The organism is Streptomyces sp. 130 (assembly GCF_007096885.1).
In the GTDB taxonomy this organism is placed as follows: domain Bacteria; phylum Actinomycetota; class Actinomycetes; order Streptomycetales; family Streptomycetaceae; genus Streptomyces.
Map to the genome: position 1 here is coordinate 52,169 of NZ_VJNO01000032.1, position 14,389 is coordinate 66,557.

15 protein-coding genes are annotated in these 14,389 nt (G+C 73.3%); 10 read left to right on the forward strand and 5 right to left on the reverse strand.

From position 1 onward, the window contains the following. Positions 1-465: 465 nt before the first annotated feature. Genes FKN01_RS24075 through FKN01_RS24090 form a run of 4 tightly spaced genes read left to right on the forward strand, consistent with a single transcriptional unit; the run spans position 466 to position 3,384 of the window. Positions 466-912 carry a hypothetical protein gene (locus FKN01_RS24075; protein ID WP_143623982.1) on the forward strand — a complete coding sequence of 149 codons (447 nt, stop codon included), beginning with the start codon at positions 466-468 and terminating at the stop codon, positions 910-912. Between the two features lie 3 nt (positions 913-915). Continuing rightward, entirely contained in the window at positions 916-1,476 is a 561-nt protein-coding gene (locus FKN01_RS24080) for a toxin (protein WP_143623984.1), read from the forward strand. Positions 1,477-1,525: 49 nt separating this feature from the next. Beyond that, on the forward strand, positions 1,526-2,773 hold the full coding sequence (locus FKN01_RS24085; protein ID WP_143623986.1) for an MAB_1171c family putative transporter: 1,248 nt from the start codon (positions 1,526-1,528) through the stop codon (positions 2,771-2,773). After that, entirely contained in the window at positions 2,770-3,384 is a 615-nt protein-coding gene (locus tag FKN01_RS24090; protein WP_143623988.1) for a hypothetical protein, read from the forward strand. The genes FKN01_RS24085 and FKN01_RS24090 overlap by 4 nt, the downstream gene beginning before the upstream one ends. A 6-nt stretch (positions 3,385-3,390) precedes the next feature. Here the strand turns inward: FKN01_RS24090 and FKN01_RS24095 are convergent, their stop codons facing one another. Both FKN01_RS24095 and FKN01_RS33375 read right to left on the reverse strand, forming a co-directional pair. Continuing rightward, the gene (locus FKN01_RS24095; protein ID WP_143623990.1) at positions 3,391-5,100 is read right to left on the reverse strand and encodes a SpoIIE family protein phosphatase; all 1,710 of its coding nucleotides are present in this window, start codon (positions 5,098-5,100) and stop codon (positions 3,391-3,393) included. Positions 5,101-5,189: 89 nt separating this feature from the next. Beyond that, the gene (locus tag FKN01_RS33375; RefSeq protein ID WP_260697000.1) at positions 5,190-5,582 is read right to left on the reverse strand and encodes a hypothetical protein; all 393 of its coding nucleotides are present in this window, start codon (positions 5,580-5,582) and stop codon (positions 5,190-5,192) included. 157 nt (positions 5,583-5,739) lie between these two features. Between FKN01_RS33375 and FKN01_RS24110 the strand changes: the two genes are divergently transcribed. The 5 genes from FKN01_RS24110 (at position 5,740) to FKN01_RS24130 (ending at position 10,264) form a co-directional block, all read left to right on the forward strand. After that, complete coding sequence (locus FKN01_RS24110) at positions 5,740-6,225, forward strand: peroxiredoxin (protein WP_143623992.1); 486 nt, start codon at positions 5,740-5,742, stop codon at positions 6,223-6,225. Between the two features lie 108 nt (positions 6,226-6,333). Then, entirely contained in the window at positions 6,334-6,843 is a 510-nt protein-coding gene (locus tag FKN01_RS24115; protein WP_143623994.1) for an NfeD family protein, read from the forward strand. A 69-nt stretch (positions 6,844-6,912) separates the two neighbouring features. Further along, positions 6,913-8,361 carry a flotillin family protein gene (locus FKN01_RS24120; RefSeq protein ID WP_185992965.1) on the forward strand — a complete coding sequence of 483 codons (1,449 nt, stop codon included), beginning with the start codon at positions 6,913-6,915 and terminating at the stop codon, positions 8,359-8,361. Between the two features lie 194 nt (positions 8,362-8,555). Further along, positions 8,556-9,026, forward strand: coding sequence for a cation:proton antiporter regulatory subunit (locus FKN01_RS24125; protein ID WP_124719734.1), 471 nt, complete (start codon positions 8,556-8,558; stop codon positions 9,024-9,026). A 2-nt stretch (positions 9,027-9,028) separates the two neighbouring features. After that, positions 9,029-10,264: a cation:proton antiporter gene (locus tag FKN01_RS24130; RefSeq protein WP_143623995.1), complete on the forward strand. Its 1,236-nt coding sequence runs from the start codon at positions 9,029-9,031 to the stop codon at positions 10,262-10,264. A 120-nt stretch (positions 10,265-10,384) separates the two neighbouring features. Here the strand turns inward: FKN01_RS24130 and FKN01_RS24135 are convergent, their stop codons facing one another. After that, positions 10,385-10,930 carry a MarR family winged helix-turn-helix transcriptional regulator gene (locus FKN01_RS24135; RefSeq protein ID WP_143623997.1) on the reverse strand — a complete coding sequence of 182 codons (546 nt, stop codon included), beginning with the start codon at positions 10,928-10,930 and terminating at the stop codon, positions 10,385-10,387. 131 nt (positions 10,931-11,061) lie between these two features. On the opposite strand from FKN01_RS24135, the gene FKN01_RS24140 reads away from it, so the two are divergent. After that, positions 11,062-11,574 carry a nitroreductase family deazaflavin-dependent oxidoreductase gene (locus FKN01_RS24140; RefSeq protein WP_143623999.1) on the forward strand — a complete coding sequence of 171 codons (513 nt, stop codon included), beginning with the start codon at positions 11,062-11,064 and terminating at the stop codon, positions 11,572-11,574. A 7-nt stretch (positions 11,575-11,581) separates the two neighbouring features. Here the strand turns inward: FKN01_RS24140 and FKN01_RS24145 are convergent, their stop codons facing one another. After that, a complete protein-coding gene (locus tag FKN01_RS24145) occupies positions 11,582-13,084 on the reverse strand; it encodes an MFS transporter (RefSeq protein WP_260697001.1) in 1,503 nt (500 codons plus the stop codon). Positions 13,085-13,187: 103 nt separating this feature from the next. Continuing rightward, positions 13,188-14,273, reverse strand: a complete 1,086-nt coding sequence (locus tag FKN01_RS24150; RefSeq protein WP_143624001.1) for a CdaR family transcriptional regulator — start codon at positions 14,271-14,273, stop codon at positions 13,188-13,190. Positions 14,274-14,389 lie beyond the last annotated feature (116 nt).

Consider the following 14,389-nt stretch of genomic DNA (forward strand, 5'->3'; position numbering starts at 1 on the left):
GTCTGGGGATGCGCGGCGGCCCGCGGCTCTTTTCCGATGGTAACCGGGGCGGGCGCGGCCCGCCGGGCCCGTAAAACCGGCCCGGACAAGGACACTGACCGGCCGGTCAGTTGATGACTGCCCCAGGAGGGGCCATAATGTGCGGGTAGCCCTTCACGCATCCCCCGTCGTGAAGGGCTACACCCCTTTGCGGGCACGCGAAGCGGCGGCGCGCACCGGAGTCTTCACGGGCAAGGGACTCCCCTCGTGGCCCCCTGCCCATGTTTTTTCGAGTTAACAGTGACGTAGAGTGTTTGCGCAAGCCCGCTCCGGGCACCGGATCAGATTCTTCCGCTTCCTGCCCGCTTCGGCGGCCCGACCGGAAGGCCGCGGTCCGCGGTTCGTTACAGTACGAGCCCGTTGACCGAATCGAGCGCCGCCCGGGGCCGGACAGGGGTCTGCGGCGGACGTGAACGTGGGGGCCGGATGGACAACGGCGTAGAGCGCGCGCCGGAGCTGCGGACGCTGCGCCAGAAGGTCGAGTACATGGTCGAGAAGACCTTTCCCGGCCGCAGGATCTCGGGGCGGTTCTTCGCCGACCTGGTCAAGGAGCGCGGCGGATCGCTCTCCCACAGCTACTTCTCCAACATCCTGGCCGGCAAGGTGACCCAGCCGTCCGAGGAGATCCTGAAGGCGCTCGGCCTGGGCTTCGGCGTGGACTGGCGGTTCTTCAAGGAGGAGTCCGAGGTCGTGGACGACGTCGTGGCCGGGCTCCAGTTCCTCGCCAAACGGCGGACGGGGGAGATCAGCGGGCTCGCCGGGCGCGGCATCGACGAGGACGGACTGCCGCCGGAGCTGCTGCGGTTCGCGATGTCCCTGCTGCGGGACGCCGAGGAGCGCACGCCCCCGGCCGGTGGCGGACAGCAGGGCTGAGCCATGTCCATGCGGAAGTTGCGGAGGGAGTGCGAGGAAGGGCTCGCGGAGCTGCCGCTGCCCTCCCCGTTCTCCATACCCGGCCTGGTGGCCAACATGGAGGCGGCCCGGGGCCGGACCATCGTGCTGCACGAGATGCCCGACCGGCTGGCGCGCGTCAACGCCGCCTGCGGGCTGCGCCTGAAGACCGGGGACACCAGCTTCGTGCTGTACCGCAGGCGCCCCACCGCGTACCAGACCCAGCACGTCATCCTGCACGAGCTGTGCCACGAGTGGTTCGACCACGGCACCTCCCTCGACGCCGAGCAGCTCCAGCGGCTGATGCCCGTCTTCGACACCTCGCTCATCTCCCGGATGGTCGGCCCGGACGCGGTGCTCGCCCCGGACGCCGTGCAGGCACGCGCGCAGTACGACACCCATGACGAACGCATGGCCGAATTCGGTGCCTCACTGATCCCCCGGATGGCCCGGGACATCACGAGTGATGACATGGTGGGGCGGCTCGCCAACTCGCTCTCGCGTCCGGTCGCCCACCGCCGCGGCGGCCTGTTCCGGCGTACGTAGCCTCCGTACCGCCCGACCGCACTTCCCCCCACTCCCGAGGACTTCCGCCGTGACCCCGCTCGACCTCGCCGGCTATCTCGTGGCCGGCCTGATGACAGCCGTCGCCCTGTGGCGCATGCCGGCCGCCCTGTGGGGCGACGAGGAGGACCGGCGCCGCCGGGCGCTCTGGGGGTGTTACGCGGGATTCGCGCTGGCGCTCTGGACGAAGACCCGGTTCGTGCGCGTCGGGCTCAACGACAGCCCGGTGACCGACCTGGCGGTCCTCATCAAGCACTACACCGCGACCGTCGCGATCCTGGCCATTCTCAGCTACATCGTGGCGATCTACGGCCGGTACGCGGACGAGGGCGCCGTCCCCCGGCACGTACGGTTCGCCCGGCTCGTCCAGCGGATCGCGGCCAAGGCGTCGGTCGCCACGCTGGTGCTGCTCACCGTGCTCTTCTTCACCGTGGTCGACCGCTCCACGCCCTCGGACCGCTTCGTCGCCGACCACGCCGGGCAGTGGGGCGCCACGCTGTACATGAGCGTCTTCTACCTCTACCTCGGCGCCGCGTCCGCCGTCTGCGCGTACCAGTGGGCGCTGGCCACCGGGAGCGCCCGGATGCGCCATCTGCGCGTCGGGCTCGGGATGATGACGTTCGCCATGTTCATCGGCGTCGGGTACACCGTCAGCCGGACGCTGTTCCTCTGGGCCAGCGTCGTGGACCGGCCGAGCGAGTCCTTCGCCCTGGGCTTCGACAAGGCCACCGAGGCCGCCCAGGTCGTCCTCTTCCTCTTCTTCGCGGTCGGCGCCTCCATCCCCGCCCTGGGCAACGTCCGCCGCCGCGCCAAGCTCTGGCGGGCGCAGGCCCGGCTGCACGGCCTCTGGTACGAGCTGATGACCGCCTTCCCGGACCAGCCCTTCGAGCCGCCGCGCCCGTTGGCGCGGGAGCTGACGCGCTTCGACACGCCCGCCGACCTGCGCGTGGACCGCTGGACGGCGGACATCGCGGACGCGGTCGAGAAGCTGCGCCACTACGTGCCGGACACCCTGCTGCCCGCCGCGGAGGCCGCCGCCGGGGCCGGTTCCGGCTCACCGCTCGCCGACGCGTACTGGATCAAGGCGGCCCTGATCGCCCGGGCCGGCGGGGCACCGGCCGGCGAGGCGGCGGCCGTCTCCGCCCAGCACGCCACCGACCAGGACGGCGAGGTCGCCTGGCTGGTCCGGGTCGCGGCGGCGTATCGCACGGTCACGCCGGAGCGGGCCCGCCAGGTCCTCGACACATGTGACGCGACGGGCAAGGAGCAGCCGGCATGACCGCCACCGACACCACCGACACCACCGACCCCACGGCCGCCCCCGACCACGCCCTCGCGCGGCGGGTCACCGACGTCCTCCAGCCCCGCAACCTGCTGCTCGTCGGCATGCTCGCCATCGGCCTCGCGGCGGCCGGGGACTGGACCGGAATCCCCTGGGGGCTGCTCGGCGCGCTGTGCGCCGGGATCGTGCCCGCCGGGTACATCGAGTGGGAGCGGGGGCGCGGCACCTGGGGCGACCGGCATGTCGTGGACCGCACCAAGCGGGCGCCGATCTTCTTCGTGATCCTGGGCTCCATCGGCGCCGGTTCGGCGGTCATGGTGCTGGGCGGGGCGCCCGCCGGCATCCTGGCCGCGATGCTCGCGCTGTGGGCGATGACCGTCGTGCTGCTCGCGGTCAACACGGTGTGGAAGATCTCCGTGGACGCCTCCGTGGCCTCGGCCGTGGTCGCCCTGCTCGCCGCCGTCCACTCGCCGTGGTGGCTCCTCGGGTACGCGATGGCCGCCGCCGTCTCCTGGTCGCGGGTGGCCCTGGGCTACCACACGGCCGGCCAGGTCACGGCGGGGACGGCGCTGGGCGCGGCGACGGCAGCGGCGTTCCTGTTCGTGTGATCCGGCTCAGGGCCCCGGGGCGGCGGCGTCCCGGCCGTCCCGGGCCCGCGAGGCCATGACCGCGATGTCGTCCTCGGCGTTGGGTCCGAAGCGTTCGAGCACCCGGTCCAGGAAGGTCTCCAGGTCGCCGTCGTCCGGCAGGGTCAGCTCCCCCAGCCGGGCGACGCACGTGTCGATGTCCTCGCCGCGCCGCTCCACGAGCCCGTCGGTGTACATGAACAGCACCGTGTCCGGGCCCCCTTCCACCACGGTGGACCGATAACCGCCGAATCCGGTGCCGAGCGGCGGGGCCGCCGGTACGTCGCAGATCCGGGTGCCCGCCGGGCCCGGGTCGAGGAAGACCGGCGGCAGGTGGCCCGCGCTCGCCACCTCGCACTGCCCGCCGTCCGCGTCCACCACGGCGAGCAGGCAGGTGGCGGCCCGGTCGATCCCGGACCGCTCCACCATCCGGTCCAGCTGTTCCAGGATGCGGTGCGGGGGCAGTTCCTCGTCGGCGAGGAGGCGCAGCAGCGAGCGGTAGTGGCTCATCGCGACGGCCGCCTCGACGCCGTGCCCCATGACGTCGCCCATCGCCTTCAGGTGGCGCCCGTCGGGCAGCGGGATGACGTCGAACCAGTCGCCGCCCACCAGGACGCTGCGGTCGGCCGGCAGATAGCGGGTGGCGATCTCGATGTGCGGGTGGGGCGGCCGGGGCTCGGAGAGCAGGGAGCGCTGGAGCTCCAGGGCGATGGTGTGCTCGTGGGTGAAGCGGCGGGCGTGGTCGAGATGGACGGCGGCCCGCCCGGCGAGCTCCCGGGCCACCACCACGTCGTCGTCCGAGAAGACGGGCGAGCCGCCGGCCCGGAGCAGCCCGAGCACGCCGATCGGGGCCCCGCGCACCGCGATCGGCACGGCGACCGCCGAGTGCAGTCCGAGCTCCCGGTAGGCGTCGACGCGCTCCGGGCTGGGCGCGGCGCGGCTCAGCCGCTCGGTGTCGGTGAGGTCCTCGACGACGGGCTGACCGGTCGCCAGGCAGCGCGGTACGGCGGCCTCCTCCTGGTAGTCGATGTAGTCGCCGGCCACCCCGAACCGGGCGACGCCACGGCTCAGCGCGCGTACCGCCGACATGGCCGCACGGCGCAGCCGGACCACGTCGGGCGGTGCGGGGCGCACCGGCGGGGCGACGTCCGGCGGGAAGACCTCGACGGTGGCGACGTCGGCGAGACCGGGGACGACGAGGTCGGCCAGCTCGGCGCAGGTGGTGTCCATGTCGAGCGTGGTGCCGATGCGGGTGTTCGCGCTGTCGAGGAGGGAGAGGTGGCGCTGGGCCTGGGCGAGCCGGCGCTGTTCGTCGTCGGCCATGACCTCCAGCACGATCCCGACGACGCCGGCGACCCGGCCGTCCGCCTCCAGGCGGTGGTAGGCCCCGTGCCAGTAGACCCGGGCGGTCCCGGACTCGGCGGGCAGCCGGCCGCTGGAGGTGACCTCGCGGGCCCGGCCGTCGGCGAGCACGGCGCGCATCAGGTCCTCGCGGGCGTCGATGTCGGGCATGACCTCGCTGGGGCGGCGGCCGATGTGGGCGGCGGGCGGGATGCCGTTGTGGCGTACGAGGGACGGGTTGACGTACAGATAGCGCAGCTCGGTGTCGAACACGGCCACGCCCGCCGTCGTGCCGTCGAGCACGGCGGCGAGCGCCGTGACGTCGATGGACGGCGGATGGTCGGCGTGCACCGGCAAGACGAACCTCCTGAGACAGGGCGCGGGCCGCCTGCTGCCCGGCCCTTCATCCTCGGTCGCCCCGCCCGCTCCCGCATCCGCAGCACCGCCTACGGGGTGCCCGCCGCGAGCAGGGTCAGCGCGTGGTGCACCACGTCGCGCCGGCGGCGCGCGTCGCCGGTGAGCACGGTGTCGTCGATCAGGCAGGCGACGGCCCCGCGCGGCAGCGGGGTGACGGCGAGGACGGCCGGCCGGTCGAGCCGGAGCGGATTGCCGGCCGGGGCGAAGCTGACCGCCCGCAGCCCGGTCGGCCCGTATCCGCAGTGCGCGTGGACGACACCGGCGGGAATCCATACCGCCCGGTGCGGGGAGGGCTGCCTGCCGGGGCGTCCGGGCACGGCGGCCGGGGTCACGCTGGGCCTCGCCGTCAGCGTCGGGGGCGTGATCACCCCGGCGCTGGGCGCGGCGGCGGAGGCGTACGGACCGCAGGGTGTGTCCACCATCCTCTGCGCCCTCCCCGTGCCGGCCGTGCTCCTCGGACTGTTCCTCACCGAGCCGGAACCGCCCTCGGTGGCTGGGCGTCCCCTGTGACGGAGGCATGCTGTACGCGACACGGGCGGCACGAACGCCGCCCGGGCGCGGCACACCGAAGGGCACCCCATGGGATCGTCACCGCAACTCGGATCGCCGGTACCGGACTTCACCCTCGCGGGCGGCGTCCTCGGCGGGGACGCCTTCGAGCGGCGCGACTACTCGCTCGCGGACGCGCGCGGGCGGGCCCTGGTCCTCGCCTTCTACCCGGGCGACAACACCACCGTGTGCACGAGGCAGTTGTGTTCGTACTCCTCGGGCAGGGAGGCCTTCGAGGCGCTCGACGCCACGGTGTGGGGGATCAGTCCGCAGGACGTGGACAGCCATGAGTCGTTCGCCCGCGCCCATGGGCTGCGCATGCCGCTGCTGGCGGACCCGGGCCGGGAGACCGCCCGGGCCTTCGGCGTCGCGGCGCCCGGGATCGGGGTGCGGCGCGCCGTCTTCCTGATCGACGCGGAGGGGGTGCTGCGGTGGAAGCACGTGGCGCTGCTGGGGGCGACGTTCCAGTCCCTGGACACCCTGTCCGGCCAATTGTCCGGCATCAAGAGCACGTAAAAGACTGCCGGATTCCTGCAATGTCGCTTCGGGGGAACGTATGCGACCATCCAGCCAGTTCGACGGAGAAGCAGCGCAGGGGGCGGCGGGGCCGGGAGGGGTGATCGGATGACCTTGTTCCTGGGTCTCGGCATCGCGGGGATCGCCCTGCTCGCTCTGTCGCTGATCTTCGACGGGATTCTGGAGGGCCTTTTCGGGGGCCTGCTGGAGGGCCTGTTCAGCGGGCTCGTCTCCCTTCCGGTGATCGCGGGCTTCCTCTCGATGCTCGGCTTCGGCGGCGCCATCGTGCTGGGCACGACCGGTGCGGGCACCCTCGTCGCCACCGTGGCGGGGGTCGCGGCCGGACTGGTCGCCGCCCTGCTGACCTGGAGGTTCAGCCGCGCCCTGATGCGGGACCAGACCGACGCGACACCGCGCAACGAGGACCTGGTCGGCACGTCGGGGTCGGTGGTCACCGCGATCCCGGCCGACGGCTACGGCGAGGTCCTGCTCCGCCTCGGGGGCCAGCTCGTGAAGCTGTCCGCGAGGAGCACCGTGCCGGTCGCGCGCGGCGCCGAGGTCTGGGTCGAGGCGTCGCTCTCCAGCACGTCGGTGTCGGTCCGTCCGGTCGAACGCTGACCGGTACGCCCGGCCCCATCACCGCTCGTCTCACGACTGCCCCCGTCAGGAGGCAGAGGGGGAAACCGCATGAGTCCCGTAATGATCGCGATCGTCGGAGTCGTCGTACTCCTCTTCCTGCTCGCCCTCGCCGTGATCACCCGTTACAAGGTGGCCGGCCCCAGTCAGGCGTTCATCATCACCGGCCGCCGGGGCAAGAAGTCCGTCGACCCGGTGACCGGCCGGACCAGCATCGACAACAGCGGCCAGAAGGTCGTCGTCGGCGGCGGCGTCTTCGTCGTGCCGTTCGTCCAGCAGAAGTTCACCCTGGACCTGTCCAGCCGGCAGATCCCGGTCGCCGTGCGCGGCGCCGTCACCCTGCGCGGCATCAAGGCTCATCTCGAAGGCGTCGCGATCGTCAAGGTCGGGGGCAGCGAGGACACCATCCGGGCCGCCGCCCAGCGCTTCCTGCGCCAGCAGGACGGCATCGTCGGCTTCACCCAGGAGGTGCTGTCCGGCGCGCTGCGCGCCATCGTCGGCCGGATGTCTGTGGAGGACATCATCCGCGACCGCGCCGCGTTCGCGAGCCAGGTGGCGGAGGAGGCCGAGGCGAGCCTGTCCGGCCAGGGCCTGATCCTGGACGCCTTCCAGATCCAGGACATCACCACCGAGGGCTCCTACCTGGAGGACCTGGGCCGCCCCGAGGCCGCACGCGCCAAGCAGGAGGCCGACATCGCGGAGGCCATCGCCCGCCGCGCCTCGGAGCAGGCCCGGCTGAAGGCGGCCGAGGAGATCGCGATCGCCGAGCGGACGTTCTATCTGAAGCAGGCCGAGATCAAGGTCGAGACCGAGGCCGCCGCGGCCAAGGCCAACGCCGCCGGTCCGCTCGCCGAGGCCGCCCGCCGGCAGGAGGTGCTCACCGAGCAGGAGAAGGTCGCCGAGCGCCAGGCCGCGCTGACCGACCGCGAGCTCGACACCAAGGTCCGCAAGCCCGCCGACGCCGCCCGCTACCAGGCCGAGCAGGAGGCGGAGGCCCGCCGCATCGCCCAGGTCAAGGAGGCCGAGGCGGCGGCCGAGCGCGCCCGGCTCACCGGTCAGGGCGAGAAGCTGCACCGCTCCGCGCTCGCCGAGGCGGTCCGCATCGAGGGTGAGGCGGACGCCGCCGCCATCGCGGCGCGCGGTTCCGCCGAGGCCGAGGCCATGCGGAAGAAGGCCGACGCCTTCGCGCAGTACGGCGACGCGGCCGTGCTCCAGATGCTCGTCGAGGTGCTGCCCCAGGTCGTCGCCAAGGCCGCCGAGCCGCTGAGCGCGGTCGACAAGATGACCGTGATCTCCACGGACGGCGCGAGCCGGCTGTCCCGTACGGTCACGGACAACGTCGCCCAGGGCATGGAGCTGCTCTCCTCCACCACCGGCGTCGACCTGGCCGCGCTGCTCCAGAACCTCAAGGGCGCGGTGCCGAAGCCGGCCGAGCCGGTCGCTCCGGAAGCCCCGGCGGCCCCGGCCGAGAAGAACGGGAAGATCGAGATCGGCGACTGACCCGCGTACGACCCGACCCGCGTGCCCGGCCGGTTGCGCAACCGGCCGGGCATTCGTGTGCCGCGCCCGGGGCCGTCACGGGCCGGTGGCCGGAAACCGCCCCTCGGGGATGGCGCATACCTCCGGATAAGGTAATGCGGACCTAAAGAGATCGCCAAGTGCCTCGCGCGTACCGCGCCCCTCGGGAGGAAGCCATGGGAACCCACCGCACCACGCTGCCCGGAGTCGGCGTCCAGTACGACTACACGACCGAGTCGGGGCAGCACATCTCCGTGGTGGTCCACCACGACGGGCGGCGGTTCATCGGCTTCTACGACCAGGACGACCCTGATTCGTGCCTGCTCTCCGTCCCCCTGACTCCACAGGAGGCGACCGGTCTCGCCCACCTCATCGACGCGGCGCCCATCGACGCCGTACGGACCGAGGGCATCGATCTGGTCACCGAGCACATCCCGCTCGGCACCCGCTCGCCGTACGGCGGCCGGCTGCTCGGCGACACCAAGGCGCGGACCCGGACCGGCGCCTCGATCGTGGCGGTGCTGCGCACCCACAGCGCGCACCCGTCACCCGGGCCGGACTTCCGGCTGGCCATCGGCGACACGCTCGTCGCCGTCGGAACACGCGAGGGCGTCGACACGCTCTCCGAGATCATCGCGGAGGGCTGACCGTGCACGACACGACCGCACTGCTGGTGGAGCTCGGCTCCGTCATCCTGGGACTCGGCATCATCGGGCGGTTCGCCGGCCGGATAGGGCTCTCGCCGATCCCCCTCTATCTGCTGGCCGGGCTGGCCTTCGGCGAGGGCGGGCTGCTGCCGCTCGGGGCCAGTGAGGAGTTCACCGCCGTCGGCGCCGAGATCGGCGTCATCCTGCTGCTGCTCCTGCTCGGCCTGGAATACAGCGCCTCCGAGCTGGTGACCAGCCTGAAGACGCAGTACCCGTCCGGTGCCGTGGACTTCGTGCTCAACGCGACCCCGGGCGCGGTCGCCGCGCTGCTGCTCGGCTGGGGCCCGGTCGGGGCCGTCGCGCTCGCCGGTGTGACCTGGATCTCCTCTTCCGGCGTGATCGCGAAGGTCCTCGCGGACCTGGGACGGCTCGGCAACCGGGAGACCCCGGTCATCCTCGGGGTGCTGGTCATCGAGGACCTGTCGATGGCGGTCTACCTGCCGCTGCTCACCGCGATGCTCGCGGGCGTCGGCTTCGCCGGCGGCAGCATCGCCCTGCTGATCGCGCTCGGCACGGTCGGCCTGGTGCTCTACCTCGCGCTGCGGCACGGCCGGCTGATCAGCCGCGCGGTCTCCTCCGACAATCCGGAGATGCTGCTGCTCGTCGTGCTCGGGCTGACCGTCCTGGTCGCCGGCGTGGCCCAGCAGCTCCAGGTGTCGGCCGCCGTGGGCGCGTTCCTCGTCGGCATCGCGCTCTCCGGTGAGGTCGCGGAGGGCGCGCGCAAGCTGCTGACCCCGCTGCGGGACCTGTTCGCCGCCGTCTTCTTCGTGTTCTTCGGGCTCTCCACCAATCCGGCCGAGATCCCGCCGGTGCTGCTGCCGGCCGCGCTGCTCGCCGTCGTCACCGTCTTCACGAAGATCGGCACCGGCTGGTACGCGGCCCGGCGCGCCGGCATCGGACCGCGCGGGCGCTGGCGGGCGGGCGGCACGCTCGTCGCGCGCGGCGAGTTCTCCATCGTCATCGCCGGCCTGGCCGTGGCGACGGAACCCCGCATCGGCCCCATCGCCACCGCGTACGTCCTGATCCTGGTCATCGTCGGCCCGCTCACCGCGCGCTGGACCCAGCCGGTGGTCGAGCGCGTCCGGAAGTGGCGCGGCAAGGACGGTGCGTCCGCCGCGTCCACGGGCACCGCGCCGGTCCCCCCGGCCCGGGAAGAGGTCTCGGCCTCGTCCGAGTGAGGCAGCCGCCTCTCCCCGCCTCGTCCGAGTGAGGCAGCCGCCTCGCCCGAGTGAGGCAGCCGCCTCGTCCGGCCTCCGAGTAGGCAGCCGCCGCGTCCGGGCAGCCGGGTCCGCGTGGTGTCAGGCCCTCGCCGGCAGGTCCGGCGCCCAGCCCAGCGGGTAGGCGTCGGTGCCCTCCGCGGGGGCCGCCGCCTCGCCGCCCGCGTCGGTGAACGCCCGCAGCGCGTCGATCAGCGCGGCGCGCTGCTCGGGCGCGATGCGCTCCACGATCGAGGCGACCTCCCGGCGGCGGCCCGCCGTGACCTCCTCGACCAGGCGGTGGCCCTCGGGCGTCACCCGCAGCACCGTCTCGCGGCGGTTGGCCGGATTGACCTGCCGCTCGGCGAGGCCCGCCGCGATCAGCCGGTCGAGCATCCGCATCGCGGTCGAGGGGTTCACGCCGAGGCGCTCGGCGAGGGTGACGAGCTTGGCCTCCCCGTGGGTGGAGAGCACCACGAGCAGCCGGAACTGGGGCAGCGTCACCCGGTCCTCGACCGCCGCGAGCGACCGGGCGGACACCGCGACCAGCAGTCGCGACGCGGTCAGCACCGCGCGCGTCACCGCGTCGACGTCGTCCCGGTCCGGGGCGGTCGGGGGGTCATCGGGTGCCTGTCCGTGCGCGGCCATGCCCCTTTCTACCGCGCCCGGCGCGCGTACTCGAACCCGCGGTCATCCGATGCGGAAACGCGGCCCAACCGGTACCGGACCGACAGCGGCGCACACTGGCACCAACGTTTGTTTTGTGCAACGTTTGCATAGTGACGCATGAACCCGCGGCTTCGCCCGCTCCCCGGCGCCCGGCCCCGCCGACCGGCTGGCGGCGCACCGCCTTCCGGCTGCCCGTCCACATGTTCCGCATGGGGCTCGGGCCGCTCTTCGGGGGCCGGCTGCTGCTGCTCGTCCACACCGGCCGCGTCTCGGGCCTCCCCCGCCGGACCGCCATCGAGGTCGTGGAGGCGGGCACCCACGAGGGCCGGGCCTGCTGGACCGTCGCCTCCGGCTTCGGCCCCGGCGCGGACTGGTTCCGCAATCTGGAGCGCACCCCGCACGCCACGGTGCAGGTCGGCCGCCGGTTCCACGCGGTGACCGCGCAGGTGCTGACCGCCGAGGAGGGCGGCGAGCTGATGGCACGGTACGCGCCCCGCCACCCCAGGGTCGCCCGCCGGCTCTCCGCGTACATGGGCTTCGAGGTGGACGGCGGTACGGAGGACTACCGGCGGGTGGGCAGGTCGATCCCGTTCGTCCGGCTCACCGAGGGCGCGAAGCGCTGACCCTCCCTCACTCCCGCGCCGGTCCGGGTTCCCCCACGGGGTGCGGGCGGGGCGCTCCCGGCCGGTACAGGAACAGGGTGACGACGAGGCCGAGGGCGAAGAAGCCCGCGGACCACCAGTACGCGGTGGCGTAGCTCTCCAGCTGGGCCCGGGCGACGACGGGCGGGGTCGGCCTGCGGCACACCAGGTAGTTCGTGGCGGCGCTGGTCGCGAGGGTGTTCAGCAGGGCCGTGCCGATGGAGCCGCCGACCTGCTGGCTGGTGTTGACCGTCGCCGAGGCCACCCCGGCGTCCCGCGGCCCCACGCCCGCGGTGGCCAGGTTCATCACCGTGGCGAAGACGGCGCCCAGGCCGATGCCCAGGCAGAGCAGCGGCGGCAGCACATGGGCGGCGTAGCCGCTGTCCAGGTCCAGGGCGGTCAGCCACACCATGGCGGCGGCGGCGATGCCCATCCCGGTCGGGACGATCGGTTTCGCGCCGAACCGCAGCAGCAGCACATTCGTCGTCGTCACCGACGAGGCGATCATGCAGGCGACCATCGGCAGGAAGGCGAGCCCGGTGGAGACCGGCGAGTAGCCGAGGCTCTTCTGCAGGTAGTACGTGAGGAAGAGGAAGACGCCGAACATGCCGCCGCCGGAGATGAACATCGCGAGGAACGACGCCGCCCGGTCCCGGTCCAGCACCACCCGCAGCGGCAGCAGCGGATGCGCCGCCCTGGTCTGCCACCACGCGAACGCCGCCACCAGCACCGCGCCCGCCACCAGGAACCCCCAGGTCAACGGTGAACTCCAGGCGTGCGACTCGGCCTCCGAGAAGCCGTAGACGATGCAGAAGAGACCGGCCGAGACCAGCAGGGTCCCCGGGATGTCCAGCCGGGGCCGGTCGGCGGGCGCGCCCGCGGTCAGCAGCCGCCAGCCGCCGGTGAACGCGAGGAACGCGAAGCCCAGGTTGACGTAGAGGCACCAGCGCCAGTCCAGGTACTCCGTGAGCACCCCGCCGAGCAGCAGCCCCACCGCGCCGCCCGCCCCCGCGATGGCGCCGTAGATCCCGAACGCCTTGGCCCGCTCCTTGGGCACGGTGAACGTGGTGGTGAGCAGGGAAAGCGCCGCCGGGGCGAGCAGCGCGCCGAACAGGCCCTGGAGGGCGCGGGCCAGCACCAGGACCTCGAAGCTCGGGGCGGCGCCGCCGATCGCGGAGGCGCCCGCGAAGCCGACGAGGCCGGTCAGGAAGACCACCCGGCGGCCCACCAGGTCGGCGACGCGTCCGCCGAGCAGCAGCAGCGAGCCGAAGGCGAGGGCGTAGGCCGTGACGATCCACTGCCGGTTGCCGTCGCTGAAGCCGAGGTCCTGCTGGGCGGAGGGCAGCGCGATGTTCACGATCGTCGCGTCGAGCACCACCATCAGCTGGGCGAGACCGATCACCCCGAGCACCCACCAGCGGTGCGACGGGTGCCCCTCGCGGGGGTGCGACCGGCGGGTTCCTGCTTCTCGGGGACCTGCTGCACGGGCCATGGGGCGGATCTCCCTCGCTGCGCACACCGCGGAATCCCCCGGCTGATCACGCTAGGCGGAGCCCGCCCGTCCCGCACGCGGAGCCGGGGCCTCCCGGCCGGGCTCACAGCTCCTTGGCGGGCCAGTCGAGGAGCCGGGCGCCGATCACCGCGGTCTGGAGGGTGTAGCGGTGCTGGGGGTCCGCCGGGTCGGAGCCGGTGAGCTGGTGGATGCGTTCCAGCCGGTACGTGAGGGCCCGGACGCTCAGCGAGAGGCGGCGGGCGGTCTCGGCGGCGACACAGCCCGCGTCGAAGTACACCGACAGCGTCCTGAGGAGCGGCTCGGGCCCGCCCCGGGCCTGACGGAGCGGGCCGAGCTCACTGCGTACGAGATCGGCCATGGCCTGCCGGTCCCGGGTCAGCACCGGGTAGACCAGCAGGTCGGCGGCGTAGAGCACGGGGTCGTCCAGGTCCATCCGGTCGGCCAGGTCCAGCGCGTCCAGCGCCTCGTCGTACGACTGGACGACGCCGCCCGGGCCCCGGTGGGGGCGGCCGACGGCGACCCGGCCGCCGTCCGTCGCCGCGTGCGCCTGCTTCGCGAAGTAGCGCAGGACATCGGGCTGGCTGCCGGGCGCGATGCACACCATGCGCCCGTCCTTCGTGGTGAGCAGGATCTTGCGCCCGCTGAACCGGGCCAGCATCGCCGACTCCACCTGCCGGGGCACCGCCTCCGTCTCGGTGTACGCCTCCGGGCCGGTCGCCACCGCCACCGCGTGGGCGCGCGAGAGGCGCAGCCCGAAGCGGGTGGCCCGCTCGGCGAGCCGGCCCAGGTCGCTGCGCCCGTACAGGAGGTCGTCGATGAATTCCCGCCTGGCGGCCTCCTCGCGGCGGACGGTGAGGCGCTGGGCGCGCTCGAAGCCGTCGGCGAACGCGTCGACCGCCTGCTCCACCGCGGCCAGCGCGCTGTCGGCGGAGGCGGCCACGGCTGCGGGGGACGCGCCGGGGGCGGGGGCCGGCCAGGCGGCGCGGGTCTCGGCGAGATGCATGCGGACCAGGGCACGCAGCTGGTGGCCGGCCTCGGCGGCCTCCCGGCCCAGGGCGCGGCGGGAGTCCAGCTCCTCGCGGGTGAGCCGCCGGCCCGAGACGGCCGCCTCGCCGAGTATCCGTGCGTAACCCTCCAGAAAGCTGTCGGGAATCACCGGTTCCGCCACGCGTCCGCCTCCGTTCCTGTTCCGTACCGACACCAGTCCAACGCCCGGTCCCCGATGCCGGTGCCCGGCACCGGGGACCGGCGAACGTTGCCGTGTTCCGGCAATGCGTCCGAGCC